The sequence below is a fragment of the Streptomyces desertarenae genome (genome assembly GCF_042681365.1).
Lineage (GTDB): Bacteria > Actinomycetota > Actinomycetes > Streptomycetales > Streptomycetaceae > Streptomyces > Streptomyces desertarenae.
Genome location: NZ_JBHUFU010000010.1, coordinates 253,572 through 279,720 on the forward strand (window position 1 = coordinate 253,572; position 26,149 = coordinate 279,720).

General features: G+C 75.8%; 22 protein-coding genes. 4 read left to right on the top strand and 18 right to left on the bottom strand.

Features of this window, described 5'->3' with window-relative positions:
- Positions 1-17: 17 nt before the first annotated feature.
- From ACFSJS_RS18535 to ACFSJS_RS18585, 11 genes are all read right to left on the bottom strand, one after another.
- Positions 18-1,115: a prephenate dehydrogenase gene (locus tag ACFSJS_RS18535; RefSeq protein WP_380901738.1), complete on the bottom strand. Its 1,098-nt coding sequence runs from the start codon at positions 1,113-1,115 to the stop codon at positions 18-20.
- A complete protein-coding gene (aroH, locus tag ACFSJS_RS18540; protein WP_380901740.1) occupies positions 1,112-1,474 on the bottom strand; it encodes a chorismate mutase in 363 nt (120 codons plus the stop codon). The genes ACFSJS_RS18535 and aroH overlap by 4 nt, the downstream gene beginning before the upstream one ends.
- A gap of 285 nt (positions 1,475-1,759) precedes the next feature.
- Positions 1,760-2,926, bottom strand: coding sequence for a pseudouridine synthase (locus tag ACFSJS_RS18545; RefSeq protein ID WP_380901813.1), 1,167 nt, complete (start codon positions 2,924-2,926; stop codon positions 1,760-1,762).
- 22 nt (positions 2,927-2,948) lie between these two features.
- The gene (scpB, locus tag ACFSJS_RS18550; protein WP_380901742.1) at positions 2,949-3,677 is read right to left on the bottom strand and encodes an SMC-Scp complex subunit ScpB; all 729 of its coding nucleotides are present in this window, start codon (positions 3,675-3,677) and stop codon (positions 2,949-2,951) included.
- Positions 3,674-4,744 (bottom strand): segregation and condensation protein A, encoded by a 1,071-nt coding sequence (locus ACFSJS_RS18555; RefSeq protein WP_380901744.1) that lies wholly within the window; start codon positions 4,742-4,744, stop codon positions 3,674-3,676. Before ACFSJS_RS18555 ends, scpB begins: the two co-directional genes overlap by 4 nt.
- A gap of 26 nt (positions 4,745-4,770) precedes the next feature.
- Positions 4,771-5,358 (bottom strand): hypothetical protein, encoded by a 588-nt coding sequence (locus ACFSJS_RS18560; RefSeq protein WP_380901746.1) that lies wholly within the window; start codon positions 5,356-5,358, stop codon positions 4,771-4,773.
- Positions 5,355-6,494, bottom strand: a complete 1,140-nt coding sequence (locus ACFSJS_RS18565) for a ParA family protein (protein ID WP_380901748.1) — start codon at positions 6,492-6,494, stop codon at positions 5,355-5,357. The genes ACFSJS_RS18560 and ACFSJS_RS18565 overlap by 4 nt, the downstream gene beginning before the upstream one ends.
- 436 nt (positions 6,495-6,930) lie before the next feature.
- A complete protein-coding gene (gene ald, locus ACFSJS_RS18570) occupies positions 6,931-8,046 on the bottom strand; it encodes an alanine dehydrogenase (RefSeq protein WP_380901815.1) in 1,116 nt (371 codons plus the stop codon).
- Between the two features lie 284 nt (positions 8,047-8,330).
- Positions 8,331-10,514 carry a hypothetical protein gene (locus ACFSJS_RS18575; RefSeq protein WP_380901750.1) on the bottom strand — a complete coding sequence of 728 codons (2,184 nt, stop codon included), beginning with the start codon at positions 10,512-10,514 and terminating at the stop codon, positions 8,331-8,333.
- A gap of 131 nt (positions 10,515-10,645) precedes the next feature.
- Positions 10,646-11,308 (bottom strand): NUDIX domain-containing protein, encoded by a 663-nt coding sequence (locus tag ACFSJS_RS18580; protein ID WP_380901752.1) that lies wholly within the window; start codon positions 11,306-11,308, stop codon positions 10,646-10,648.
- A 3-nt stretch (positions 11,309-11,311) separates the two neighbouring features.
- Complete coding sequence (locus ACFSJS_RS18585; RefSeq protein WP_380901754.1) at positions 11,312-12,976, bottom strand: CTP synthase; 1,665 nt, start codon at positions 12,974-12,976, stop codon at positions 11,312-11,314.
- A gap of 423 nt (positions 12,977-13,399) precedes the next feature.
- Between ACFSJS_RS18585 and ACFSJS_RS18590 the strand changes: the two genes are divergently transcribed.
- Together ACFSJS_RS18590 and ACFSJS_RS18595 are read left to right on the top strand one after the other, a co-directional pair.
- On the top strand, positions 13,400-15,211 hold the full coding sequence (locus tag ACFSJS_RS18590) for a glycoside hydrolase family 15 protein (protein ID WP_380901756.1): 1,812 nt from the start codon (positions 13,400-13,402) through the stop codon (positions 15,209-15,211).
- 184 nt (positions 15,212-15,395) lie between these two features.
- Positions 15,396-16,436 carry a LacI family DNA-binding transcriptional regulator gene (locus ACFSJS_RS18595; RefSeq protein WP_380901758.1) on the top strand — a complete coding sequence of 347 codons (1,041 nt, stop codon included), beginning with the start codon at positions 15,396-15,398 and terminating at the stop codon, positions 16,434-16,436.
- 39 nt (positions 16,437-16,475) lie between these two features.
- On the opposite strand, the gene ACFSJS_RS18600 is transcribed toward ACFSJS_RS18595, so the two are convergent.
- From ACFSJS_RS18600 to ACFSJS_RS18620, 5 genes are all read right to left on the bottom strand, one after another.
- On the bottom strand, positions 16,476-17,609 hold the full coding sequence (locus tag ACFSJS_RS18600; protein ID WP_380901760.1) for a glycosyltransferase family 4 protein: 1,134 nt from the start codon (positions 17,607-17,609) through the stop codon (positions 16,476-16,478).
- Positions 17,610-17,846: 237 nt separating this feature from the next.
- On the bottom strand, positions 17,847-19,598 hold the full coding sequence (recN, locus tag ACFSJS_RS18605) for a DNA repair protein RecN (RefSeq protein WP_380901762.1): 1,752 nt from the start codon (positions 19,596-19,598) through the stop codon (positions 17,847-17,849).
- A 111-nt stretch (positions 19,599-19,709) separates the two neighbouring features.
- Positions 19,710-20,681 (bottom strand): NAD kinase, encoded by a 972-nt coding sequence (locus ACFSJS_RS18610; RefSeq protein WP_380901764.1) that lies wholly within the window; start codon positions 20,679-20,681, stop codon positions 19,710-19,712.
- Positions 20,678-21,508: a TlyA family RNA methyltransferase gene (locus ACFSJS_RS18615; RefSeq protein ID WP_380901766.1), complete on the bottom strand. Its 831-nt coding sequence runs from the start codon at positions 21,506-21,508 to the stop codon at positions 20,678-20,680. Before ACFSJS_RS18615 ends, ACFSJS_RS18610 begins: the two co-directional genes overlap by 4 nt.
- A gap of 7 nt (positions 21,509-21,515) precedes the next feature.
- Positions 21,516-21,851 (bottom strand): hypothetical protein, encoded by a 336-nt coding sequence (locus ACFSJS_RS18620; RefSeq protein ID WP_380901768.1) that lies wholly within the window; start codon positions 21,849-21,851, stop codon positions 21,516-21,518.
- Between the two features lie 70 nt (positions 21,852-21,921).
- Here ACFSJS_RS18620 and ACFSJS_RS18625 point away from each other — a divergent pair, with 70 nt between their 5' ends.
- Positions 21,922-22,269, top strand: coding sequence for a sterol-binding protein (locus tag ACFSJS_RS18625; RefSeq protein ID WP_380901770.1), 348 nt, complete (start codon positions 21,922-21,924; stop codon positions 22,267-22,269).
- Between the two features lie 27 nt (positions 22,270-22,296).
- Here ACFSJS_RS18625 and ACFSJS_RS18630 read toward each other — a convergent pair whose 3' ends face one another.
- On the bottom strand, positions 22,297-23,361 hold the full coding sequence (locus ACFSJS_RS18630) for an HAD hydrolase-like protein (RefSeq protein ID WP_380901772.1): 1,065 nt from the start codon (positions 23,359-23,361) through the stop codon (positions 22,297-22,299).
- 84 nt (positions 23,362-23,445) lie between these two features.
- Between ACFSJS_RS18630 and ACFSJS_RS18635 the strand changes: the two genes are divergently transcribed.
- Complete coding sequence (locus tag ACFSJS_RS18635) at positions 23,446-24,771, top strand: DUF1015 family protein (protein ID WP_380901774.1); 1,326 nt, start codon at positions 23,446-23,448, stop codon at positions 24,769-24,771.
- A 127-nt stretch (positions 24,772-24,898) separates the two neighbouring features.
- Here ACFSJS_RS18635 and ACFSJS_RS18640 read toward each other — a convergent pair whose 3' ends face one another.
- Positions 24,899-25,744 carry a tetratricopeptide repeat protein gene (locus ACFSJS_RS18640; RefSeq protein ID WP_380901817.1) on the bottom strand — a complete coding sequence of 282 codons (846 nt, stop codon included), beginning with the start codon at positions 25,742-25,744 and terminating at the stop codon, positions 24,899-24,901.
- Positions 25,745-26,149 lie beyond the last annotated feature (405 nt).

Below are 26,149 nucleotides of genomic sequence, written 5' to 3' on the forward strand. Positions count from 1 at the left end.
CCGCCGGCGGGCGCCCCCTACTGCTGCCGGATGGCCCAGCCCCGCTCGCGCAGCGCCGCCGTCAGGACGGGGGCGGCGCTCGGCTCGACCATGAGCTGGACGTGGCCGGCCTGCTGACCGGTGGCGTGCTCGATGCGGACGTCCTCGATGTTGACCCCGGCCTGCCCGGCGTCGGCGAAGATCCGGGCCAGCTCGCCGGGCCGGTCGCCGATGAGCACCGCGACGGTCTCGTACACGGCGGGGGCCTGCCCGTGCTTGCCCGGGATGCGGGCCCGGCCGCTGTTGCCGCGGCGCAGCACGTCCTCGATGCCCGCCACTCCCCCGGTGCGCTCGGCGTCGTCGGCGGACTGCAGCGCGCGCAGGGACCGGACCGTCCCCTGGAGGTCCTCGGCCACGGCGGCCAGCACGTCGGCCACGGGCCCGGGGTTGGCGGAGAGGATGTCGATCCACATGCCCGGGTCGGAGGCGGCGATCCGCGTCACGTCGCGGATCCCCTGCCCGCACAGCCGCACGGCCGTCTCGTCCGCGCCCTCCAGGCGGGCGGCGACCATGCTGGACAGCAGCTGGGGGGTGTGCGAGACCAGCGCGACGGCCCGGTCGTGGGCGTCGGCGTCCATCACCACGGGCACGGCCCGGCACAGCGAGATCAGCTCCAGCGCCAGGTTGAGCACCTCGGTGTCGGTCTCGGCGGTGGGGGTGAGCACCCAGGGGCGCCCCTCGAAGAGGTCGGCGGTGGCGGCCAGCGGGCCGGAGGTCTCCCGCCCGGACATCGGGTGGGTGCCCAGGTAGGTGGCCGGGTCGCAGCCCAGGGCCTCGGCCTTCCGGCGCGGCCCGCCCTTGACGCTGCCGACGTCGATGTAGCCCCGGGCGCACCCGGTGCCGCCCCGGCGCTGCGCCTCGGCGACGGTGGCGGGGATGTGGGCGGGCGGCACGGCCACCACGGCCAGGTCCACCCGGTCCTCGGGGGCGCGGTCGGTGCCGGCGCCCAGGGCGGCGGCGGTGCGGGCCTGGGCGGGGTCGCGGTCCTCCAGGTGCACCCGTACCCCGCGCCCGGACAGGGCCAGCGCGACGGACGTCCCGATCAGCCCGGTGCCGATGACCAGCGCCGTCCTCACTGCGCGATGTCCTTGCGCAGGGCCGCGGCGGCGCCGAGGTAGACGTGGGAGACCTCGGACCTGGCCAGGTCGGTCTCGATGTGGGCGAGGACGCGGACCACGCGCGGCATGGCGCCGGCGACGTCCAACTCCTGCGCGCAGATCAGCGGCACGTCCACGATGCCGAGCTTGCGGGCCGCGGCGGCCGGGAAGTCGCTGTGCAGGTCGGGGGTGGCGGTGAACCAGACGCTGATCAGGTCGTCGGCCGTCAGCGCGTTGCGCTCCAGGACGGCGGTGAGCAGCTCCGCCACCTTCTCGTTCATGTGGCCGGCCTCGTCCCGGTCCAACTGGACGGCGCCCCGCACCGCTCGTACCGCCACCTGTTCGCTCCCCTGCGTCCGCGGCCCGCGTCCCTGGACCGCGCGCCGCCGGTCTGTCACGACTGCTGCCCACCAGCGTAGATGCGCCGGACGGCCGCCGTGTCCGCCGCCCGTTCTGCGAGACGGGCGCCCCTGCCGTCCCGCGGGCGGCCGCGTGGCGCCGGGTGGGCACGGGGTGCGGTCCGGGCAGGTGGGCGGGGCCCGGTCCGGCGGCCGCCCCGCCCGCCCCGGCCGCGGGGAGTTCCCCGCGGCCGGGGCGGGTGGTCGTCCGCGGCGGGCGGCGGCCTAGAGGCCGACCTCCCGCATGAGCATGCCGACCTCGGTGTTGGTCAGGCGGCGCAGCCAGCCGGACTTCTGGTCGCCGAGGGCGATGGGGCCGAAGCGGGTGCGGACCAGCTTGTCGACCGGGAAGCCGGCCTCCGCGAGCATGCGGCGGACGATGTGCTTGCGACCCTCGTGGAGGGAGACCTCGACGAGGTAGTTCTTGCCGGTGTTCTCCACCACCTTGAAGTGGTCGGCCCGGGCGTAGCCGTCCTCCAGCTGCACGCCCTCCTTGAGCTGCTTGCCCAGGTCGCGCGGGATGGGGCCCTGGATGGCGGCCAGGTAGGTCTTCGTCACGCCGTAGCGGGGGTGGGTGAGGCGGTGGGCCAGCTCGCCGTGGTTGGTGAGCAGGATCAGGCCCTCGGTCTCGGTGTCCAGGCGTCCGACGTGGAACAGCCGGGTCTCGCGGTTGGTCACGTAGTCGCCCAGGCACTGCCGGCCTTCGGGGTCCTCCATGGAGGAGACGACGCCGGCGGGCTTGTTGAGCGCGAAGAAGAGGTAGGACTGGGTGGCGATCGTCAGCCCGTCGACCTTGATCTCGTCCTTCTCCGGGTCCACGCGCAGGCCCTGCTCGGTGACGACCTTCCCGTTGACCTCCACGCGGCGCTGGTCGATCAGCTCCTCGCAGGCGCGGCGCGACCCCATCCCGGCCCGGGCCAGGACCTTCTGCAGCCGCTCGCCCTCCGGCTCCCCGAAGGTCTTGGGGAGCTTCAGCGGCGGCTTGGCGTGCCGGGCGCGGTTGCGCTCCTCGACCTGGGCCTCGTACTCGCGGGGGCGCGCCGGGGCGGGGCGCCCGCGGCTGTCCCCGCGGTCCGCGCCCCTGCCGCCGGCGGCCTTGGGGCCCGTCCTCGGGCCTGCCTTGGAGCCCGTCCTCGGGCCTGCGCCCGTCCCGGGGCCTGCCTTGGGGCCCGTCCTGGGGCCTGCCTTGGCTCCGGCCCTGCCCCCGGCGGCCCCCTTGGGCTTGCCGGGCTTGCCGGGCTTGCCGGGCTTGCCGGCCCGGTCCTGCCCGCCGGCCCCCACGTCGTACGTGCGCTCCTCGGGGCGGGGACGGCCCGCGCGCTTCTGCCTGTCGTCGCGGCTGTTGCCCGCGCCCCGGTAGTTCCGGTTGCTGTTCCTGCCGCTGCTTCGCATCAAGGTTTCCGTCTAACTGTCTCTAGGGCTGGGATCCGCCGCCGGCGCCGGCGGCCCGGTCGCCGCTGCCACCGTGGCCGTCGCCGCCGTGGTCGTCGTCGACGTCGAACGACGGCACGCCCTCCTGGCTCTCGGCCTCGACGGCGTCCGCCTCGGGGAGGAAGGGCGCCAGCTCCGGAAGCTCGTCCAGGCCGCGCAGGCCCATCCGCTCCAGGAAGTAGTTCGTCGTCCTGTACAGGATCGCACCTGTCTCGGGTTCCGTGCCCGCCTCCTCGACCAGACCCCGCTGGAGGAGGGTGCGCATGACCCCGTCGCAGTTCACTCCGCGCACGGCCGAGACCCGCGAGCGGCTGACCGGCTGCCGGTAGGCGACCACGGCCAGGGTCTCCAGCGCGGCCTGGGTGAGCCGGGCCTGCCGGCCGTCCAGGACGAAGCCCTCGACCGCGTCGGCGTACTCGGGGCGGGTGTAGAACCGCCAGCCGCCCGCGACCAGCCGCAGGTCGAAGCCGCGGCCCTGGCGGGTGTACTCCTCGGACAGCTCGCGCAGCGCCACGGCGACGGCCCGGCGGGGGCGCTGGAGGACCTTGGCCAGGTGCTCCTCGGTGGCCGGCTCGTCGACGACCATCAGGACGGCCTCCAGGGCCGGTTTGAGGTCCAACCCGGCGACGGCGGACGCGCCGGCCGGCGGGTGGGGGGCGGCGGCTCCGGCCCCGTCCGGTGGGGTCCCGGGGTCCGGGGGGTTCGCACTCATCCCTTGGCGTCCTCTCCTCGCGTCCGTCCCCCTCCGTCGTGCGCGTCGAACTCGTCGGTGACCTGGGGAACCGCCCCCTCGCCGCCGGCCCAGCGCACGGTGAGGGTGCCCAGCGCCTCGCTCTGGTCGAGGACGACGGCCCGCTCCCGGTACAGCTCCAGCAGGGCCAGGAAGCGGGCGACGACGGTGAGGGTGTCGGGGGCGTCCCCGGTGAGCTCCGCGAAGCTCGCCTCGCCCGTCTCCCGCAGCCGGGCCGCCACGATCCGCGCCTGCTCGCGGACGCTGACCAGCGGGGCGTGGATGTGGTCGACGTACACCTGCGGTTCCGGTCTGGGCTGCATCGCCCTGACCGCGAGCCGTGCGAAGCCCTCGGGACCGATGCCGATGACCACCTCGGGCAGCAGTTCGGCGTGGTGCGGCTCCAGGCCGACCGTGCGGGGGTGGCGGCGGTCCTCGGCGGCCAGGCACTCCTCGAAGACCGCGGCGGCCCGCTTGTACGCGCGGTACTGCAGCAGCCGGGCGAAGAGCAGGTCGCGTGCCTCCAGCAGCGCGAGGTCGGCCTCGTCCTCCACCTCGGCGGCGGGCAGCAGCCGGGCCGCCTTGAGGTCGAGCAGGGTGGCGGCGACGACCAGGAACTCGGTGGTCTGGTCGAGGTCCCAGTCGGGCCCCATGGCGCGGATGTGGGCCATGAACTCGTCGGTGACCTTCGACAGCGCCACCTCGGTGACGTCCAGCCTGTGCTTGGAGATCAGCTGGAGGAGGAGGTCGAAGGGGCCCTCGAAGTTGTCCAGGACGACCGTGAAGCGGCTGCCGCCCGGCTCCCCGCCGGCCTCCCGCGGACCGCCGTCCGCTGCGGCCCCTCCCGTCTCCCCGGCCCGGGGGTCCCCGACGCCGCCGGCCGGTTCCCGGGGTGCTCCGGCCGCGGAGACCGGCTCGGGGACGGAGACCGGCTCGGGGACGGAGACCGGCTCGGGCGGTGCGGCCGGGACGGACGGCGCCGCCCCCGGCCCCCGGCCCAGGGGGCGGCGGGGGCGGGGGCTCGGCGCGGGTTCGTCGGCGGTCGGCATCGCCGGGCAGGCTACCGCCCCGCGGTTCAGTGCCCGCGCAGGCGGCGCACGAGGATGCTCGCGTCGCCGCGGGCCTCCAGGTCGGCCAGGACCACCGCGACCGCCTCGCGGACGATCCGGCCGCGGTCCACGGCCAGGCCGTGCTCGCCGCGGAGCACCAGCCGGGCGTGCTCGAGGTCCATCAGCTCCTCCGCGGAGACGTAGACCGTGATCTTCTCGTCGTGGCGCTCGCGTCCGCTGGGCCGGCGGGCCCCGGCCCGGCCGCGCCGGGGCGCGCCGGCCGCTGCCGGACGGCCCCTGGCGGCCTGGCAGCGGGTGGCGGAGCCGCCGGCGGCGGACCGCTCCGCGGCCTCCTGCCCGACGCGTCCGGGAACCTGGCCGGGCACCTGGGCCGGACGGGGCTCGCGTCCGCCGCGGCCGGCCGCGGCCGGGGCGGCGTCCGCCGCGCGCTCCGGGCCGCCGCCCGCCGGGGCGTGCTCGTCCGGGAGGCCCGGCCCGCCGGGTGCGGGGGCCGCGGGGGCGGCGTCGCCGCCGGTGTGCTGGTGGGGGGTCGACGGCTGGACCGGGGACCCCCCGGTGGAACGGAACAGTTCGTCGGCTGCCGGGAGACTCACTCGGCGTGGCACCGGGCGAGCACCTCCCTGGCGAGCTGGCGGTAGGCGGCGGCGCCGACGGAGTTGGAGGCGTAGGTGGTGATCGGTTCTCCGGCGACCGTGGTCTCCGGGAAGCGGACCGTGCGCCCGATGACCGTGTGGTACACGTTGTCGTCGAACGCCTCGACGACGCGCGCGAGGACCTCGCGGCTGTGCACGGTGCGCGAGTCGTACATCGTCGCCAGGATGCCGTCGAGCCGCAGTTCCGGGTTGAGCCGCTCCTGGACCTTCTCGATCGTCTCCGTCAGCAGCGCCACACCGCGCAGCGCGAAGAACTCGCACTCCAGCGGCACGATCACCTTGTGCGCGGCGGTGAGCGCGTTGACGGTGAGCAGGCCGAGGGACGGCTGGCAGTCGATGACGATGAAGTCGTAGTCGGGCAGCAGCGGCGCCAGGGCGCGCTGGAGCGTCGACTCCCGGGCGACCTCGCTGACGAGCTGCACCTCGGCGGCGGACAGGTCGATGTTGCTGGGCAGCAGGTCCATGCCCGCCACCGCGGTCTTCAGCAGCACCTCGTCCGCCGACATGCCCCGCTCCATGAGCAGGTTGTAGACCGTCAGGTCCAGCTCCATCGGGTTGACGCCGAGCCCGACCGAGAGGGCGCCCTGCGGGTCGAAGTCGACCAGCAGCACCCGGCGTCCGTACTCGGCGAGCGCTGCCCCCAGGTTGATGGTCGAGGTGGTCTTGCCCACCCCGCCCTTCTGGTTGCACATCGCGATGATCTTCGCCGGGCCGTGCTCGGTGACCGGTCCGGGGATCGGGAAGTACGGCAGCGGGCGTCCGGTCGGACCGATGCGCTCGCGGCGCTGCCGGGCGGCGTCGGGCGCGAGGGTGGCCGCGTACTCGGGGTCGGGTTCGTACTCCGCGTCGGGGTCGTAGAAGTGCCCCTCGGGGAGTCCGTCGTAGTGGGGGTCCGCGTGGTCGTCCGGCCGGCCTGTTGCGCCGCCCGTGCGGTCGGCGGCCGTGGCGTTCGCGTGGTGGCCGTCCATGCTCTGGTGGGCTGTCATGCTCGCCTGGTTCTGGTGGGCTGCGAAAGTCTGGACAGCGACGGAGCCGACGGCCTTGAGTCCCGAGGGGCCTTGGCCCCGCGAAGGCATCCCTGGTCGACCACCCTCGGGAGTAAATGTCGACTCATTCACAAGTCGTCCTACCTCCTTGGTGACCAGGAAACTTCTAGACAGGTCAGCGTGGCACCATGCCGATGATTGGCGACTCTATGGCGTGTCGGCGGTCCGCAGCAACACAATCCGCCGCAGACGGCGGGATGTGTCGGAGGTCAAGTACCCGTCTGTCAAGGGCGTAACAGCCGCACGGGGGAGCCCGAACAGGGGCGCGAAAGGGTCAAAGCGCGACGATCGCCACGAGTTGGCACCTGCTTGACCAGGGGTGCCGGCCCGTCGCGCACGTCACCGCCGGCTCCGGGGGCGCTCCCGGAGCCGGCGGTGACGTCAAGTGGTCATGTTGACGAATGGTGTTGACGTGAACGGTTGACCGATCGTCGACGGTTCGTGTGACGATTTGTCAACACGATCGTCAACCGATCAGGGCGGCCGGGTCCCTCATCGGCAGTCCGTGCGCCTCGGCGACCGGCCCGTAGACGACCTCTCCGTCGTGGACGTTGAGCCCGCGTGCGAGCACCGGGTCACGGCGCAGCGCCTCGCGCCAGCCGCGGTTGGCCAGTTCCACGATGTACGGCAGCGTGGCGTTGGTGAGCGCGTACGTGGAGGTGCTCGGCACCGCGCCGGGCATGTTGGCCACGCAGTAGAAGACCGAGTCGTGGACGGTGAAGGTCGGCTCGGCGTGGGTGGTGGGCCGCGAGTCCTCGAAGCAGCCGCCCTGGTCGATCGCGATGTCGACCAGCACGCTGCCCGGCTTCATCCGCGACACCAGCTCGTTGGTGACCAGCTTCGGCGCCCGGGCGCCGGGGATCAGGACCGCGCCGACGACCAGGTCGGCGTCCAGGACGGCCTTCTCCAGCTCGTAGGCGTTGGAGGTGACCGTCCGCACCCGGGTGCCGAAGATGCGGTCGGCCTCGCGCAGCTTGCGCACGTCCTTGTCGAGCAGGGTGACGTGGAAGCCCATGCCGATGGCGATCTGGGTGGCGTTCCAGCCCGAGACGCCGCCGCCGATGACCACCGCCCGGCTCGGCGCGACGCCCGGCACGCCGCCGGGCAGCACGCCCCGGCCGCCGGCCGAGCGCATCAGGTGGTACGCGCCGACCTGCGGGGCGATCCGGCCCGCCACCTCGGACATGGGGGCCAGCAGGGGCAGGGCGCGGTCGGCGGTCTCCACCGTCTCGTAGGCGATGGCGGTGGTGCCCGAGTTCAGCAGCGCGTCGGTGCACTCGCGGGAGGCGGCGAGGTGGAGGTAGGTGAACAGCGTCTGGTCCTTGCGCAGCCGGTGGTACTCCTCGGCCACGGGCTCCTTGACCTTCAGCAGCAGATCGGCGGTGGCCCACACCTCGTCGGCCGTGTCCAGGATGACGGCACCGGCGTCGGTGTACTCCCGGTCGGGGATGGCGGAGCCCTCTCCGGCGCTCCGCTCCACGTAGACCTGGTGGCCGTTGCGTACGAGCTCGTGCACACCGGCCGGGGTGATGGCCACGCGGAACTCGTTGTTCTTGACTTCGCGGGGGATGCCGACCTTCACGTCGATCACGGTCCTTGTCTGAGGGGTTACGGGGTTGGACCGGGGCGTATCCCACCGGACCGGTACATCGGGTAAACGCCCGGACGCAGCGGAACAGCCGCAGCTCGGCCAGTCTAATGAAGGATTTCACGCTGTCTAGCCTTGCAAAGGGCCAGCTTTTCCTTGGATCGCCAGTGTTTCGTAGGTCACCCCGGTTCGCTTCCGGTGTGTTTCCGGTCCGTCCCCGATCCGGTTCCGGACGGGCCCGGCCCGGCGGGCGGGCCGGGCCCGTCCGCCGTCCCGGCTCAGCTCGCGGGCCCCGGCCCCTCCTCCAGCATCCGACGGACCGGCGCGGGCCGCGAACCGGGCTCCCGGCCCTCCGCGCGGGAGGCCCACCGACGGGCCTCCCGCCGGGTGCGCAGCGCGTCCTCGGTCCACCCGGCGCGCTCCTGGACGGCCGCGACCTCCTCCAGGGCCCGGGCGTACGCCCGGACGTCCCGCGCCCGGCGGCAGGCCGCCGCCGCGGCCCGCAGCGCCCGCAGCGCCTCCTCCCAGCGTCCCGCGCGCAGGTGCTCGGCGCCGATCCGGCCGTGCAGGCGGGCCTCGCCCGCCAGATCGCCGCGGGTCTGGCACAGGGCCAGGGCCCGCCCGTACCAGTCGGTCGCCCGCTGTCCGTCGCCCAGGTGCCCGTAGGTGTCGCCGAGGGACTCCATGGCCCTCACGGCCGTGGCCTCCCCCCGCCCGCCGCCCGGGCCCCCGTCGCCGGCGCGCGCGGCCTCCAGGGCGGCCCGGTAGCGCACCAGGGCCCGGTGGGGGCGGCCGGCGTCGGCGTCGAGGTCGCCGAGGTCGAGCAGGGCCGCGGCGCGCTCGGCGTGCAGCCCGCGCCGCTCGGTGACCGGCAGCAGGAGCTCGCAGAGCCGGTACAGCTCGGGGGCGGCCGCCTCGGGGCCGCGGTGGACGGCCAGGGCCCGGGCCAGTGCCGCGGCCAGCCGCCGGGCCAGGGTGTCCAGCTCGCCGTCGCCGACGGCGGTGCGGACGGCGGCGCGCAGGGCGGGCAGCCGGGTGTCCAGCCAGGCCGCCGCGGCCGCGGAGGTGGCGAAGCGCAGCGCGCGCGGCAGTCCGTCCGCCCTCTTGCGCACCGGCGAGCCGGGGGGCTCGGCGGCAGCGCGGCAGGACCCCAGCAGCCGCACCAGGCGCTCCAGCACCCTGGCCCGCGCCAGCCGCACGTCGGCGGGGCGCTCCCCGTCCGCCAGCGCCGCCGCGAGCATCGGCGCCAGGCAGCGCGGGACGGTGTACAGCCCGGGGACGGCGGTGGCGTTCAGCAGGCCGAGCCGTGCGAAGCCCGCCAGGGCGGCCCCCGCGCTCTCGGGCGGGCAGCCGGCCAGGGCCGCCGCGGTGTGGGAGTCGGCGAGCCCGCCGGGAGCGAGGGCCAGCAGGCGCAGGGTGCGGGCCGCGGCGGGCGGCAGCGAGTCGTGGACCAGCCGGAACGCCCTCACCAGCGGCCGGGCGGCGATCACCGGGCGTGTGCGGGGGCGGGGCACCGCGGCACGGACCGCGTCCGGTGCGGAGCCCGGTGCCGAGCCGGCGAGCGAGCCGGGGGCCGCTCCGGGGAAACGGCCCGAGGCGTCGTCCGCGTCCCCGGCCGGCTCGGCGTCGGCGGCGTCGTCGTCCACGGCGCCGGGAAGCTCGTCGGGCAGGGCCTCGAAGCGCCGCAGCGCCTCGGCGACGGAGGCGCCGGGGTGGGCCGCCAGCCAGCCGCCCACCAGGACCAGGGCCGCGGGCCGCCCCCCGCACGCCTCGGCCAGCGCCTCGGCGGCGCGCGGGTCGACGGTGACGCGGGGGGTGTCCCCGGCCCACCGGTCCAGCAGGGCGACGGCCGAGGCGGTGTCGAGCCCGCCGAGCGTGCAGGCCCGTACGTCCGGCACACCGCTCAGCGGCCCCCGCGAGACGGCCAGGACCAGGCACTCCCGGTTGTCGGGGAGGAGGTCCGGCAGCCGGCCGGAGTCGGCCGGCTCGTCCAGGAGCAGCAGGGCGCGCCGGCCGGCCAGGGCGGCGCGCAGCGCCCCGGTCAGCTCCTGCTCCCCCGCTCCGGCCGGTACGGCGGGCACCGGTCCGGTGAGGGCGCCGAGCAGGTCGCGGACGGTGTGCTCGACGGGGACGGGGGTGCCGTCCGGCTCGGTGAGCCGGGCGCGGAGGATGCCGTCGGGATAGTCGGCGGCCACCTGCCGCGCCAGTTCCTCGGCCACCGCGGTGCGCCCCGAGCCGGGGCGGCCCGCGACGAGCAGGACGCGGCAGCGGGGTGCGGGCCGGCCGGAGAGGGTGTCCGGGCCGGCGCGCCCGATCTCCGCGCGCAGCCGGTCCAGTTCGCGCCGCCGTCCGGTGAACCGGGCCGGGCCGGTGGATTCGGTCGCTCCGTACGCCGCGGCGGCTCCGGGCACGGCGTCGGCGGCGGGGGCCGGCCCGCCGGTGTGCACCGCCTGATCCGTCACGGCACGAGGGTAGTTCACCCCGGCCGCCCCGTCCGGGCGCGGCGGCCCGGTGCCGCCGCGGGCGCACGGGCCGGGCCGCCCGGACCGCGGTGCGGCCCCCGGACGTCATCCGCCCGGGGGCCGCACCGCACTCAGCCCTCGAACGGCCGCGCGGGCCAGGGCGCCTCGGCCGGGCGCAGCGCCCCGAGCCCCTCCGGGCCGCCGGCGCGGGCGGCGCTCAGCGCCAGGACGCCGGTCACCAGGCAGTTGTTGTGCAGGTCGCCCGCCAGGACGCCGCGGACCAGCTCGGCCAGCGGCACACGGGCCACCTCCATGTCCGCCTCCTCCTCGGCGGCGGCGAAGCGCTCGCCCTCCACGTCGGAGATCCCCCGGGCCAGGAAGATCCGCACCGCCTCGTCGGAGCCGCCGGGCGAGGTGTACACGTCGGCCAGCACCCGCCACTCCTCGGCCCTGACGTGCGCCTCCTCGTACAGCTCCCGCTGCGCGGCGTGCAGCGGGTTCTCGCCGGGGACGTCGAGCAGTCCGGCGGGGATCTCCCACAGCTTGTGCCGCACCGGATGGCGGTACTGGCTGATGACCAGCACCCGGTCCTGCTCGTCCAGCGCCAGGACGGCCACCGAGCCGGGGTGGACCTGGTAGTCGCGGCTGACGACCGAGCCGTCCGGCATCACCACCCGGTCGGTGCGCACGCCGGTCTTGTTCCCCGTGAACGGCGTCTCGGAGGCGGTGATGGTCCACTCCTGGGGGACGTCCCGCAGACGCCCCCGCTCCGTCCTTCCCTCCGCTCCCGCCACGGCTCAGGCCTCCCCGCGTCCGGCGCCGTTCCGCTGCCGCTCGACGGCGGCCCTGACCAGGCCGGCGAAGAGGGGGTGCGGGCGGGTCGGCCGGGAGCGCAGTTCGGGGTGGGCCTGGGTGGCCACCAGGTACGGGTGGGTCTCGCGCGGGTACTCCACGAACTCCACCAGCTTGTTGTCCGGGGAGGTGCCGGAGAACACCAGCCCGGTCTTCTCCAGCTCGGCGCGGTAGTGGTTGTTGACCTCGTAGCGGTGGCGGTGGCGCTCCTCGATGTACGGCTCGCCGCCGTAGACCTCGCGGACGATGGAGCCCTCGGCGAGCTTGGCCGGGTACAGGCCCAGCCGCATGGTGCCGCCCATGTCGCCCTCGCCGGCGACGATGTCGAGCTGCTCCTCCATGGTGGAGACCACCGGGTGGGGGGCGGCCTGGTCGAACTCGGTGGAGTTGGCGCCCTCGATGCCGGCCAGGTTGCGGGCGGCCTCGATCACGATGCACTGCAGGCCCAGGCACAGGCCCAGCAGCGGGACGCCGTTCTCGCGGGCGTAGGTGATCGCCGCCACCTTGCCCTCCACGCCGCGCTCGCCGAAGCCGCCCGGGATGCAGATCGCGTCCACGTCGCCGAGCTGCCTCCGCGCGCCGCCGGGGACCCGGCAGTCGTCGGAGGTGACCCACTTGATCTTCACCCGCGCGTCGTTGGCGAAGCCCCCCGCGCGCAGCGCCTCGGTGACCGACAGGTAGGCGTCGGGCAGGTCGATGTACTTGCCGACCAGCGCGACGGTCACCTCGTGCTCGGGCTGGTGGACGCGGCGCAGCAGGTCGTCCCACTGGGTCCAGTCCACGTCCCTGAAGGGCAGGCCCAGGCGGCGCACCACGTAGGCGTCCAGGCCCTCGCCGTGCACCACCTTGGGGATGTCGTAGATGGACGGGGCGTCCTTGCAGGCCACCACCGCCTCCTCGTCCACGTCGCACATCAGCGAGACCTTGCGCTTGATGGAGACGGGCACGTCCCGGTCGGCGCGCAGCACGATCGCGTCGGGCTGGATGCCGATGTTGCGCAGGGCGGCCACCGAGTGCTGGGTGGGCTTGGTCTTCAGCTCGCCGGAGGGCCCGATGTAGGGCAGCAGCGAGATGTGGACGACGAAGACGTTGTCGCGGCCGACCTCGTGCCGCACCTGCCGCACGGCCTCCAGGAAGGGCAGCGACTCGATGTCGCCGACGGTGCCGCCGACCTCGGTGATCACCACGTCCACCTCGTCGGTGGCCATCCGGCGGATGCGGTGCTTGATCTCGTTGGTGATGTGCGGGATGACCTGCACGGTGTCGCCCAGGTACTCGCCGCGCCGCTCCTTGGCGATGACGGTGGAGTAGATCTGGCCGGTGGTGACGTTGGCCGAGCCGTCGAGGTCGACGTCGAGGAAGCGCTCGTAGTGGCCGATGTCCAGGTCCGTCTCGGCGCCGTCGTTGGTGACGAACACCTCACCGTGCTGGAAGGGGTTCATCGTGCCGGGGTCGACGTTGAGGTACGGGTCGAGCTTCTGCATGGTGACCCGCAGCCCCCGCGCCTTGAGCAGCGCGCCCAGGCTGGAGGCGGTCAGGCCCTTGCCGAGCGAGGAGGCGACACCCCCGGTGACGAAGAGGTGCTTGGTCGTCATGGATTTGGGCGGCATGGCCAAGAGGGGGCTCCCGTGGTCGCGAGGTGACGTGCGCTTGGGCGCCCCGGCCGTCCGGCGGGGGTGCCGTCGCTGCGGTTCGGGGGTTGTTGTGCCCTCCGCTCCACGGGCTACCAGGGTATCAGCGGCGCGTCCGAGGTGCGGAGGCGCGGCGCCGCCGGGGCGCCGGACGTGGCACAGTTGCCGGAGCGGGGTTCCGCGGACACCTCCGTGACCGCCGATCCCCGCGGAAGTGGTCACCCGGAAGGGGTTTCCCCCCTATGGTGACCTCGGCGCGGTACACCGGACCGCGTCGTATCCTGCTCAGACTATCCACGTGACCCGTGCGCGCGGCCGCATGCCGCCGTGCGCGGCGGCCGCGTGGCGAGAGGGAAAGACCGCACCGCACGTCCCACGGGGCGTACCGCAGTTCGACTGGAGATGCTCGTGGCCGGGCGCATCGAGGATTACGCACTCATCGGGGACATGCAGACCGCCGCCCTGGTCTGCCGGGACGGATCGGTCGACTGGCTGTGCCTGCCCCGGTTCGACTCCCATGCCGTCTTCGCCGGGCTCCTGGGCACCGAGGACAACGGCTTCTGGCGGCTGGGGCCCGCGTACCCCGCCGGGCAGGAACCGCCGACCGCCACCCGCCGCCGCTACCGGGGCGACTCCCTCGTCCTGGAGTCGGAGTGGGACACCCCCCGCGGCACCGTACGTGTGATCGATTTCATGCCGCCGCGCGAGCACCACGCCCCGCAGCTGGTGCGCATCGTGGAGGGCGTCAGCGGACGGGTGCCCATGCGCTCGGCGCTGCGGATGCGGTTCTCCTACGGCTGGGTGGTGCCGTGGGTGCACAAGGTGGACGGCCGCACCGTCGCCGTCGCCGGCCCCGACTCCGTATGGGTGGACTCCGACGCGGAGACCTACGGCGAGAACCTGACCACCTACGCCGACTTCACCGTCGCGCCCGGGGACCGGGTGGCGATGACCATCAGCTGGCAGGCCTCCCACAAGGGGGCCCCGCCGCCGGCCGAGCCGGAGACGGCGCTGGCGGCGACCGAGGAGTTCTGGCACGGCTGGGTGGCCCAGTGCACGTACCACGGGCCCTACCGGGAGGCGGTCATCCGCTCCCTGATCACCCTCAAGGCGCTCACCTACTCCCCCACCGGCGGCATCGTGGCCGCGCCCACCACCTCGCTGCCCGAGCACATCGGCGGCGTGCGCAACTGGGACTACCGCTTCACCTGGCTGCGGGACGCGGCGATCACGCTGTCGTCGCTGCTGCGCACCGGCTACCGGGAGGAGGCGCTGGCCTGGCGCGAGTGGCTGCTGCGGGCGGTCGCCGGCGACCCGGAGAACCTCCAGATCATGTACGGCATCGCCGGTGAGCGCGAGCTGGGCGAGACGGAGCTGTCCTGGCTGTCGGGGTACGAGGGCTCGAAGCCGGTGCGGGTCGGCAACGGCGCCGCCTCCCAGCTCCAGCTCGACGTCTACGGCGAGGTCATCGAGGCCCTGCACCTGGCCCACATGACCGGCCTGGCCCGCAACGACTACGCCAGCCTCCTCCAGATCAAGCTCATCACCTACCTGGAGAACCACTGGACGGAGCCCGACGAGGGGATATGGGAGGTGCGCGGCCCGCGCCGGCACTTCGTCCACTCCAAGGTGATGGCCTGGACCGCGGTGGACCGCACCATCCGCCTGATCGAGTCCGGCGAGGCCGACGGGCCGCTGGAGCGCTGGAAGCGGCTGCGCGACGACATCCACCGCGACGTGTGCGAGAAGGGCTACGACCCCGAGCGCAACACCTTCACCCAGTCCTACGGGTCGAAGGAGCTGGACGCCGCGCTGCTGCTGATCCCGCAGGTGGGTTTCCTGCCGCCGGACGACAAGCGGGTCATCGGCACCATCGAGGCCATCCAGCGCGAGCTGTCCACGCCGGACGGCTTCGTGCTGCGGTACCCGACCGCGGGCGACGACGCGGGCCTGGACGGACTGGCCGGCGACGAGGGCGCGTTCCTGGCCTGCTCGTTCTGGCTGGCCGACGACCTGGCGATGATCGGCCGGGTGGACGAGGCGCGCCGCCTCTTCGAGAAGCTGCTGGCCCTCCGCAACGACCTGGGGCTGCTGGCGGAGGAGTGGGACCCCCGCCTGAAGCGGCAGGTGGGGAACTTCCCGCAGGCCTTCAGCCACGTGCCCCTGATCGACACCGCCCTGCGGCTGACGGCCTCGGGCGCCTACGGGGGCTGAGGCACCGGCCCTCCGGCGCTCCGGCCCGGACCACCGGCCCGGCCCCGCCCCCCTCCGCCGGGGGCGGGGCCGGGCCTTCGCGCGAGCGGGGCGCGGCCGCGGGGAGAGCGCTCTCACCAACGGCTCTGCACACCGTCCCCGGTTGGGGGTAGCGTCGGGATTCCGCGAGAGAAGGAGTTTCACCGTGCACGGTCCCAGACCCACCCTCGAAGCGGTCGCCGCCCACGCCGGGGTGTCCCGGGCCACCGTGTCGCGCGTGGTCAACGGGGGAGCGGGCGTCCGCAAGGCCCTGCGCGACCGGGTCCAGGCGGCCGTGGCCGAGCTCGGCTACGTCCCCAACAGCGCGGCCCGCAGCCTGGTCACGCGCCGCACGGGGGCGGTCGCCGTGGTGATCGCCGAGCCGGAGACCCGGGTGTTCTCCGACCCCTTCTTCGCCCAGCAGCTGCGCGGCATCAGCCGCGAGCTGTCCGCCTGCGACACGCAGCTGCTGCTCCTGCTGCTGGAGGGCCGCACCGACTACGACCGCATCGGCCGCTACCTGGCGGGCGGGCACGTGGACGGCGCCCTGATGTTCTCCCTGCACCGCGACGACCCGCTCCCGGCGATGGCCGCCGCCTCCGGCCTGCCGACGGTCTTCGGCGGACGGCCGGGCTGGCCCGGCGCCGAGGACGACCCCGACCTGCTGTACGTGGACACCGACAACCGGGGCGGGGCCCGGCAGGCGGTGGAGCACCTGCTACGGCGCGGGCGGCGGCGGATCGCCGTCATCACCGGCCCGCTGGACCAGACCTCCGCCCAGGACCGGCTCGACGGCTACCTCGACGCCCTGGGCGCCGCCGAGGCCGACCCCGCACTGGTCGCCCACGGCGACTTCACCGCCGAGGGCGGCGAGCGCGCCATGGCCGAACTGCTGGACCGCTCCCCCGACCTGGACGCGGTGTTCGCCGGCAGCGACCTGATGGCCTCGGGCGCGCTGCGGACGCTGCGCGCCCGGGGGCGCCGGGTCCCGCAGGACGTCGCGGTCGTCGGCTACGACGACCTGGAGCCGGCCGCCTGGGCCGACCCGGCGCTGACCACCGTGCGCCAGGACGTCCAGGAGATGGGCCGGATGATGGCGGGCCTGCTGCTGCGGCGGCTCGGGCTGCCGGCCGACGGCACCCCTCCCGACGGTCCGACGGCCCCGGTCGTCACCCCGGCCCGGCTGATCGTGCGCGACTCCGGCTGAACCGGCCCGCCCCGGCCCCGGAACCGCCGCCGGCGGCCGTCACCGCCCCGGCACCAGCTCGTCGTACACGCCCAGTGTCTGGGCCACCGTCTCGTCCTCACTGGGCCAGGTGGCCGCCTGCGCGCGCCCGGCCTCGGCCAGCCGACGGCGCCGGCCGGGGTCGGCCAGCAGCCCGGTCACCGCCTCCGCCAGCGCGTCCGCGTCGCCGTAGGGCACCAGCAGCGCCCCCTCGCCGACCAGTTCGGGCAGACCGCCCACCGCCGTCGCCACCAGCGGCACCCCCGCCCGCAGCGCCTCCTGCGCCACCGCCGCCCGGCCCTCCCAGCGGGCGGGCAGCACCACGACGTCGGCGGCGGCCAGCAGTTCCGGCGCGTCGTCGCGCCGGCCCAGCAGCCGCACCGGCAGCTCCTCGGCCTCGATGCGGTGCTGCAGCGCCTGCCGCTCGGGCCCCTCCCCCACGACGGCCAGCAGCGGCGGCGGGTCGAGCCGGCGCCAGGCGCGGGAGGCGGTCAGCAAGGTGGCGTGGCCCCGGCGGGGCACGAGGCGGCCGACGGCCAGGACCAGCGGCCGCCCGGTGACGCCGAGGTCTGCGCGGAGCTTGTCCCGGTCCTCCTCCGCGCCGGCCGCGGCCCCGCGGGGGCCGGTGGGCGGCACGGCCAGCGACACGGGCGTCAGCCGGGCGTCGCGGGCGCCGTGGCGGCGGGCCCGGTCCACCAGGTCGGAGGTGGTGGCGAGCACCACCCGGGCCGACCGCACCACCCTGCGCTCCAGCAGCCGCACCAGGCGGCCCCGCACACCCGCCGCCTGCGCCCGGGCGTGCCAGGTGACCACCAGCGGCGCCCGCCCGCGCCCGCACAGCGCCAGGGCGGCCGGCGCCCCGCCCCGCAGCCCGTGGGCGTGCACCACGTCGGCGTCCGCGCACACCGCGCGCAGCACCCTGACCGTCTCGGCGTCCGTACGGCCGGAGAGGGCGACGAAGCGGGCGCCGGCGGCGGTGAAGCCGTGGTCCCGGTCGGTGCCGTGCGGGGCGCAGACGGTCACCCGCACCCCGCGCGCGGTCATCCCGGCCGCCAGGGAGCGCACATGGGCCAGGACGCGGACGTTGCGGCCACCGGTCACCTGCACCACGTGCAGGGGCGGCCGGCCGTGCTGCGGTACCTGCGGGCTGCTCACGGGGGCGTCGGGCTCCTGGTCGGGACTCGGGGGCGGCCGGGACCCGGACCGCGAGGTCCCGCGGGCCGGCGGTGCGGGGCCGCACGGCGCGCGGCGGCGGGTGGCGGCACACGGTGCGGTGCGGGACGTGCGGTGTGCCGGGTCCAGGATGCCATCCGCGGCCCTCTCGCCACGCCGTTCCGCGCCGTACGGGTCAACCCCCGGGCCGCACCGGCGCCGGGCCCGGACCCGGCGCCCTCAGATGCCCGCCCGGGCCGCCTCCAGCAGTTCCTCCGCGTGGGCGCGGGCCAGCTCGGAGTCCTCCTGCCCGGCCAGCATCCGGGACAGCTCCCGCACCCGCTCGTCGTCCCGGAGCGTCTTGACGCCGCTGCGCGTCACCGAGCCGTCGGAGGTCTTCTCCACCACCAGGTGCCGGTCGGCGAACGCCGCGACCTGCGGCAGGTGGGTGACCACCACGACCTGCGCCGACTTCGCCAGCCGCGCCAGGCGCCGGCCGACCTCGACGGCCGCCTTGCCGCCGACTCCCGCGTCCACCTCGTCGAAGAGGTACGTCGGCACCGGAGCGGTGCCCGCGAAGACGACCTCCACCGCCAGCATCACCCGCGACAGCTCGCCGCCCGAGGCGCCCTTGGCGATCGGACGGGGCGGGGCTCCCGGGTGCGGGGCGAGCAGCAGCTCGACGTCGTCCACGCCGTGCGGGCCGAAGGTGACCAGCCGCCCGCCGACCTCGATCCCCGCGTCCTCGTCCGCGGTCTCGTGCTGCCGCAGCTCCACGGTGACCCGGGCGTGCGGCATGGCCAGCTCGGCCAGCTCGGCCGTGACCGCTTCGGCGAACCGCTCGGCCGCCTCCGCCCGGGCGTCCGTCAGCCGCTGGGCGAGGCCGGAGAGACGGGCCCGCAGTTCGTCGCGTTCGGCGGTCAGAGCGCCGATCCGCTCGTCGTCGCCCTCCAGCTCGCCCAGGCGGGTGGCGCTCTCCTCGGCCCACGCCAGCACGGCGTCGACGTCCTCGCCGTACTTGCGGGTCAGGTGGGCCAGCACGGCCCGCCGCTCCTCGACCGCGGCCAGCCGCAGCGGGTCGGCGTCCAGGTCGTCGGCGTAGCCGGCCAGCTCGCCGGCGACGTCGGCGAGCAGGATGCCCACCTCGCCCAGCCGGTCGGCCAGGGCGGCCAGCGCCGGGTCGTGCGAGCGCACGGCCTCCAGGGCCCGCTGGGCGCCGGCGACCAGGGCGGTGGCGTCCACGGCCTCGGGGTCGGCCGGATCGCCGACCAGCGCGCCGTGGGCGGTGGCCGCGGCCGACGCCAGCGCCTCGGCGTGGCCCAGGCGCTCGGCCTCGGCGGCCAGTTCGGCGTCCTCACCCGGCCTCGGCTCGGCGGCGGCGATCTCCTCCAGGCCGAAGCGCAGCAGGTCGGCCTCCTGGGCGCGCTCGCGGGCGCGGGTGGTCAGCTCCGCCAGGCGGGCACGGACCTCGCGCAGCCGCCGGTACGCCTCGGTGTACTCCGCCAGGGGGGCGGAGACCGCCTCGCCCGCGTACCGGTCCAGCGCCTCGCGCTGGCGGGCCGGACGCAGCAGCCCCTGCTGGTCGGTCTGCCCGTGCACGGCCACCAGGTCCTCGCCCAGCTCCCCCAGGAGCCCGACGGGCGCCGCGCGGCCGCCGACGTGGGCGCGCGAGCGCCCCTCGGCCGAGATCGTCCGGCTGACCAGCAGCGCCCCGTCGTCCAGCTCCGCCCCGGCCTCCTCGGCCCGCCGCAGGGCGGGGGCGCCGGGCGGGAGCTGGATCCGGCCCTCCACCACGGCGGCCTTGGCCCCCACCCGCACCAGGGCGGCGTCCGCACGCCCGCCGAGCAGCAGCCCCAGGCTGGTGACGACCATGGTCTTGCCCGCGCCGGTCTCACCGGTCACCGCGGTGAAGCCGGGGGACAGCTCGACGACGGCGTCATCGATCACGCCCAGGGCCCGAATCCGCATCTCCTCCAACACGGATACGACCATACGAGGTTCCGCGACCGGATCCCCACTCGCGGTCCGGGGCCGCGCACCCGGCCGCCGCCCGCCCACCGGTCACCCGCCGTCCGCCGCCCCCGGGGCCGGGCCCCGGAACCGCTAGTGGGGCGCCCCGCGCCAACCGGCCACCGGCAGGGCGAACTTGGCCACCAGGCGGTCGGTGAACGAGGCGTGGTGCAGCCGCGCCAGCCGCACCGGCACCTCACCGCGCCGCACCTCCACCCGGGCGCCGGCGGGCAGCTCCACGGTGCGCCGCCCGTCGCACCACAGGACGCCGTTCGGGGTCTGCGGCTGCACCTCGACGGCCAGCACCGAGTCGGGTGTGGTCACCAGCGGCTTGGCGAACAGCGCGTGGGCGCTGATGGGCACCATCAGCAGCGCCTCGACCTCCGGCCAGACCACCGGGCCCCCGGCGGAGAACGCGTAGGCGGTGGAACCGGTCGGCGTGGCGCACACGACGCCGTCGCAGCCGAAGCGGGAGACCGGGCGGCCGTCGACCTCGGCGACGACCTCCAGCATCCGCTCGCGGGCCGCCTTCTCCACCGACGCCTCGTTCAGCGCCCAGTCGCGGTGCACGACGGCACCGTTGGTGCGGACGAGGACGTCCAGGGTCATCCGCTCCTCGACCTCGTAGGAGCGCGCGACGACCCGGCGCACCACCTTGTCCAGGTCGTCGCGCTCGGCCTCGGCGAGGAAGCCGACCCGGCCGAGGTTGACGCCCAGCATCGGCACACCCGAGGCACGGGCGAACTCGGCGCCGCGCAGCAGCGTCCCGTCGCCGCCGAGGACGACGATCAGCTCGCAGCCCTCGACCACGTCCCTGTGGCCCTCCTCGGCCGCCTCGACGGTCTCCACCGACGGCGGCAGCGACAGGTCGGCCGCCTCGTCCACCGGGACGCGGGCGCCGATGCCGTTGCGCAGCAGCCCCTGGACGACGAGTTCGGCGCTGCGGATCGCGGCGGGGCGCCCGGTGTGGGTGAGCAGCAGGACCGTCCGCTCGGTGCCGGACGCGCCGGCGGGGCGCGCCCCCTCCGGCCCGGTCTGTGCGCTGTGCGTGCTCCGTGTCGTCACTGGGGACCCTCCGCCACGGCTCGGTCGACATCGGCTGGATCGAGCTCGGGGGCCCCGGCCCGCAGCCACAGGAAGTACTCGACGTTACCCGAGGGCCCCGGGAGGGGGCTGGCGGTCACGCCGAGCACGCCGAGGCCCAGTTCGAGCGCCTGGCCGGCGACGGTGCGGACCGCTTCGGCGCGCAGCCGCGGGCTGCGCACCACCCCCCCGCTGCCCAGCCGCTCCCGACCCACCTCGAACTGCGGCTTGACCATCAGCACCAGATCGGCGCCGGGGGCGGCGCACCGGGCCAGGGCCGGCAGCACCAGGCCGAGCGGAATGAAGGACAGGTCGCCCACGACGAGGTCCACCGGCTCCCCGCCGATGTCCTCCAAAGTCAGGTCCCGGACGTTGGTGCGGTCCTTGACCACCACCCGCTCGTCGCTCTGCAGCGACCACGCCAGCTGCCCGTACCCCACGTCCACCGCGACGACCTGCGCGGCACCGGCGCGCAGCAGCACGTCGGTGAAGCCGCCGGTGGAGGCCCCCGCGTCCAGCGCCCGCCGCCCCGCCACGGCCAGGCCGCGCGGGGTGAACGCCGCCAGGGCGCCGGCCAGCTTGTGGCCGCCGCGCGAGACGTAGTCCGGGTCGCCGGCGTCCTCGGCCACCACGATGGCCGCGCCGGTCTCCACCTGGGTGGCGGGTTTGGTCGCCGTGGTGCCGCCGACGGTCACCCGCCCTGCGGAGATCAGCTGGCTGGCGTGCTCGCGCGAGCGGGCCATCCTGCGGCGCACCAGCTCGGCGTCGAGCCGGCTGCGCCGGCCGCGCTGGTTTCGTGACGCTGCCACGTGCGGTTCAGCTCCCGGGGTCGTGCGGTGCGCCGGGCGCGGGGGGCCCGGATCGCCGGTCGAGCGCGGTCAGGGTGTCGCGCAGACCGCGGTGCACATCCTCGTACACCCCCAGATGGCCCGAGACGGCGAGGTGGTCGGCGTCCGCCAGGCGCCGCAGCTGCGCGTCGACCCCGGCGTGCCCGGTCGGGGCCACGGCCAGTCCCAGGGGACGGGGCCCGCCTTCCCCTCCGGTCCCCTCCTGCCCCGGCGCACCGGCCGCCGGCTCCGCGCCCTCCGCCCCGGGCTCCGCCGCCGCCCGCGTCTCCGTCTCCGGCGCCCCGCCGGACCTCGGCTCGTCCATGCCTCCGACGCTACCCTGCGCGGGGCCGTCCGCGGCGCTGGGCGCTCCCCTGCGGTACCGTCGAGGGGCGATGGCGACCACGGAGCAGTGCCGGAAGGCCCTGGAGCGGCTGGCGGGGAACCTCGCCCGGGCGAACGACGACGTGCGCGGGGCCGCGGCCCTGGAACGCTCGGTCAGCTGCCACCTCACCGACCTGGACACCACCTTCACCGGGCGGCTCGTGCACGGCCGCATCGAGGACGTCACCGCCACCCCCGGGCCGCCCGCCGAGCGCGCCCAGGTCAGGCTGGTCATGACCGGTGACGACCTCGTCTCCCTGGTGGACGGCCGGCTGGACTTCCCCCGCGCCTGGGCCCGGGGCAGGATCCGGCTGGAGGCGGGGCTGCGGGATCTGCTGAGGCTGCGCTCGCTGCTGTGAGCCGTCCGCCGCCCTCGGCGCCCGCGCTCACAGCCCGAGCGCGCGGAGCGCCTCGTCCGCCCCGGCCCGGCACACGCCCGCCCCCGCCTCCGTCCACGCCGCGGCGCACAGCGCCCGCAGCCCGTCCAGCGGGTCGGCTCCCCCGCCCTCCAGCACCAGGGCGCCGCCGCGCACCGCGGCCGTCCAGCCGCCGCACGCGAACCCGCCGCCCCGGCCGCCCTCCACCTCGGGCTGCGGCCGGTGCAGCGCCCGCAGGTCGGCCGCCACGTACGTCGGCCGGTGCTCGGGGCGCGCCAGGAGCAGCTGCGCCGCGTCCGTCACCCCGGTGAGCACCAGCAGCGAGTCCACCCCGCCCGCGTGGGCGCCCTCGATGTCGGTGTCCAGCCGGTCCCCCACCACCAGCGGCCGTTCCGCGCCCGTGCGCAGGATCGTCTCCCGGTGCATCGGCGGCAGCGGCTTGCCCGCCACCTTCGGCTCCGGCGCGGGGCGCATCCACCGCGTCGCGATCCGCACCGCCTCGACGGCCGCGCCGTTGCCCGGGGCGATGCCGCGCCCGCTGGGGATGGTCAGGTCCGTGTTGGAGGCGAACCACGGCAGCCCGCGGCCCACCGCGATGGCCGCCTCCGCCAGCCGCCCCCAGGGCATCTGCGGGCCGCCGTACCCCTGCACGACCGCCACCGGACCGTCGTCCGCCGACTCCACCGGCTCCAGACCGCGCTCGCGCAACGCCACGACCAGGCCCTCACCGCCCACGCACAGCACCCGCGAGCCCGGCGGCAGCTCCTCGGCGATCATCCGCGCCACCGCCTGCGCCGAGGTGACCACCTCCTCCGGTCCGGCGGGCACTCCCAGCCGCGTCAGGTGCCCGGCGACGGTGGCGGGGGTGCGCGCGGCGTTGTTGGTCACGTACGCCAGCCGCATCCCGGCCTCCCGGGCCGCCGCGAGCGACCCGACGGCGTGCTCCACGGCCTCGCCGCCCGCGTAGACCACCCCGTCCAGGTCCAGCAGCGCCGTGTCGTACACCCCGCTCAGCGGGCTTCCGCAGCCCTCGGGCCGGGTGCGTATCGGGCGGTGGGGTCCTGTCGTCGTCATCGTCGCTCCGCTCCTCGCGCCGGTCGTGCCCCCGGTTTCCCCCCGATCATCCCCCACCCCGCACCCGAGGCATAACATGCACCAATGCTGCGTACCCCGGGCCCCGACCACCCCTCCGGCGGCCTCCGCCTCGCCCCCTTCCGCGGCCTGCGCTACGCCCCCGACCGGGTCGGCAGCCTGGCCGCCGTGACCTCGCCCCCGTACGACGTCGTCGTGCGGCCCGACGGCCTGCACCACCTCCAGACCGCCGATCCGCACAACATCGTCCGGCTGATCCTCCCCGAGGCCGCCGACCCCGCCGTCCGCCACCGCCAGGCCGCCGACACCCTGCGCCGCTGGCAGGCCGAGGGCGTCCTCGTCCGCGATCCCCGCCCGGCGCTCTACGTGTACGAGCAGCGCCGCGGCGACGCCCTCCAACGCGGCCTGATCGGCGCCCTGCGGCTGAGCCCGCCGGAGGAGGGCGTCGTCCTGCCGCACGAGGACGTGATGCCGGAGGTCGTGGAGGACCGCGCGGCCCTGATGCGCGCGACCGCCGCCAACCTCGAACCGCTGCTGCTGTCCTACCGCGGCGACGGCACCGCGACCGGCGCCACCGCCGTCGTCGAGCGCGCCGCCGCCGGCCCCCCGCTGCTCTCCACCACCACCGAGGACGGCTTCTCCCATCGGCTCTGGGCGGTCACCGACCCCGGCGAACTCGCCGAGGCCGACCGCGACCTCTCCGGCCGCCAGGCGCTCATCGCCGACGGTCACCACCGCTGGGCCACCTACCTGCGGCTGAGGGCCGAGCACGGCGGGTCCGGGGGGAACGGCGGCTTCTGGGACCACGGCCTGGTGCTGCTGGTCGACACCGCCCGCCATCCGCTGCGGGTGCAGGCCATCCACCGCGTCCTGTACGGACTGCCGCCGTCCGGCGCCCTCGCCCGGCTGGACGGCGCCTTCCGCGCCCGCCCGGTCGACGGTCCCCTGCCGCGCGCCCTGGAAGCCCTGGAGAACGTGCCCGGCAACGCCTTCCTACTGGCCGGCGACGGCGCCTTCCACCTGCTCCACGACCCCGATCCGGCGCTGCTCGCCCGCACCGTCCGGGACGACCGGCCGGAGCTGTGGCGGCGGCTGGACGCCACTGTGCTGCACTCCACCCTGCTGGGTTCCGTCTGGCGCGTTCCGGACCACCCCGCCGAGATCGGGTACCTCCACGACGCGGCCGCGGCCGTGGAGCAGGCCGAGCGGCGGGGCGGGACGGCGGTGCTGATGCGCGCGGCCGCCGAGGAGACCGTCCGCGAGCTGGCCCGCAGGGGCGTCACCATGCCCCGCAAGTCGACGTCCTTCGGGCCCAAGCCGGCCACCGGTCTGGTGCTGCGCGCCCTGGAGGACGGCCCGGCGGACGGGGGGACGGCGGGCCCCGGCAGCTGAACGGCCGGCGGCCGGGCGCCGGTCCGGAAAGCGGAGGAGGGTGGTTCCGCCGTGTCCGGCGGAACCACCCTCCTCGTCCCACGTCACCCCGCGTCAGGCGGCCGGCGACCGCCTGCGGCGACCGTCCTCAGCGATTGCCGTCCGCAGCGCCCGCGGCGTCGGAGCCGTCGGAGCCGTCGGAGTCATCCTCACGTCCGACGGTCCCTCCGGACCCGCCCGGAACGCCACCGGAGGTCACGGCGGGGTCCGCCGCCTCGTCGAGCGGGGGCGTCTCCCGGCCCTCCTCCCGGGCATCGCCCTCGGCCGCCCTCCCCGCCGGCTCCTCGTCCTCCGCGGGGACGGCGTCCGCCTCGGGGTCGAGCGCGTCCACGAACTCCACCCCGTCCAGCTGAGCCAGTCGGTCCGAGGCATCGGTCGCCCCGCTCTGGTCGGCCTCGAGAGCCCGGGCGAACCAGTCGCGGGCCTCCTCCTCACGGCCCGCGGCGAGCAGCGCGTCGGCGTACGCGTACCGCAGGCGCGCCGTCCAGGGCTGCGCGGAGTTCGAGGCCAGCTCGGGACTCTGGAGGGTGACCACGGCGGCCTCGACCTGCCCCATGTCACGGCGCGCTCCGGCGGCGACCAGCCGCATCTCCACCTGGCCGGCCTTGTCGAGCTTCTGCACCTCGGGCTCGCCCGCCATGGCGAGGGCCTTCTCCGGACGCCCCAGCCCGCGCTCGCAGTCGGCCATCACGGGCCACAGGTGAGAGGAGCCGGTCATCCGGCGAGCCGCGCGGAACTCGGCCAGCGCCTCGGCGTACTTGCCGACACCGTAAGCGGCGAACCCCGCTGCCTCACGCACGGCGGCGACGCGGGACGCCAGCCGCAGGGCGACCTTCGCGTAGCCGTAGGCCTGCTCCGGGTCCTCGTCCAGCACCTTCGCCACCATGACGAGATTCCTGGCGACATCCACGGCGAGCGTCTTGGGCAGGCTCATCAGCTCCTGCCGTACGTCCTTGTCCAGCTCGTCGCCGGTGACGTCCTCGGGGATCGGCAGCCGCGTCAGCGGTTCGCGCTCCTGGCCGCGGTCGCGCCCGCGGTCGTCGCGCCGGGGGCCGGACCGACCGCCGTCACGGTTCCCGCGGTAGCCGCCCCTGTCGTCACGTCCCCGGCCGAAGCCCTGACCGTAGGGGCGCCGGCTCCGGTCGTCGCCCCTGCGCGGCCCGCGCGGACGGTCGGTGCGCTCCCTGCCCTCGTCCCGGTCGTCACGCCGGTCATCGCGACGGTAGGCCGGCCGCTCGTCCCTGCGGTCGTCACGGCGGTAAGCGGGCCGGTCATCCCGGCGGTCGTCCCTACGGAACCCACCGCGCTCACCGCGCTCGTCATCACGGCGGAACCCACG

Coding starts and splice junctions, on each gene's coding strand:
- ACFSJS_RS18585 (WP_380901754.1), bottom strand. CDS start 12,976: ATGCCGCCCAAATCCATGACGACCAAGCACCTCTTCGTCACCGGGGGT.
- ACFSJS_RS18590 (WP_380901756.1), top strand. CDS start 13,400: ATGCTCGTGGCCGGGCGCATCGAGGATTACGCACTCATCGGGGACATG.
- ACFSJS_RS18620 (WP_380901768.1), bottom strand. CDS start 21,851: ATGGACGAGCCGAGGTCCGGCGGGGCGCCGGAGACGGAGACGCGGGCG.
- ACFSJS_RS18555 (WP_380901744.1), bottom strand. CDS start 4,744: ATGCCGACCGCCGACGAACCCGCGCCGAGCCCCCGCCCCCGCCGCCCC.
- ACFSJS_RS18565 (WP_380901748.1), bottom strand. CDS start 6,494: ATGCCTTCGCGGGGCCAAGGCCCCTCGGGACTCAAGGCCGTCGGCTCC.
- ACFSJS_RS18630 (WP_380901772.1), bottom strand. CDS start 23,361: ATGACGACGACAGGACCCCACCGCCCGATACGCACCCGGCCCGAGGGC.
- ACFSJS_RS18640 (WP_380901817.1), bottom strand. CDS start 25,744: ATGAGCCTGCCCAAGACGCTCGCCGTGGATGTCGCCAGGAATCTCGTC.
- ACFSJS_RS18625 (WP_380901770.1), top strand. CDS start 21,922: ATGGCGACCACGGAGCAGTGCCGGAAGGCCCTGGAGCGGCTGGCGGGG.
- ACFSJS_RS18635 (WP_380901774.1), top strand. CDS start 23,446: ATGCTGCGTACCCCGGGCCCCGACCACCCCTCCGGCGGCCTCCGCCTC.
- scpB (WP_380901742.1), bottom strand. CDS start 3,677: ATGAGTGCGAACCCCCCGGACCCCGGGACCCCACCGGACGGGGCCGGA.
- recN (WP_380901762.1), bottom strand. CDS start 19,598: ATGGTCGTATCCGTGTTGGAGGAGATGCGGATTCGGGCCCTGGGCGTG.
- ACFSJS_RS18545 (WP_380901813.1), bottom strand. CDS start 2,926: ATGCGAAGCAGCGGCAGGAACAGCAACCGGAACTACCGGGGCGCGGGC.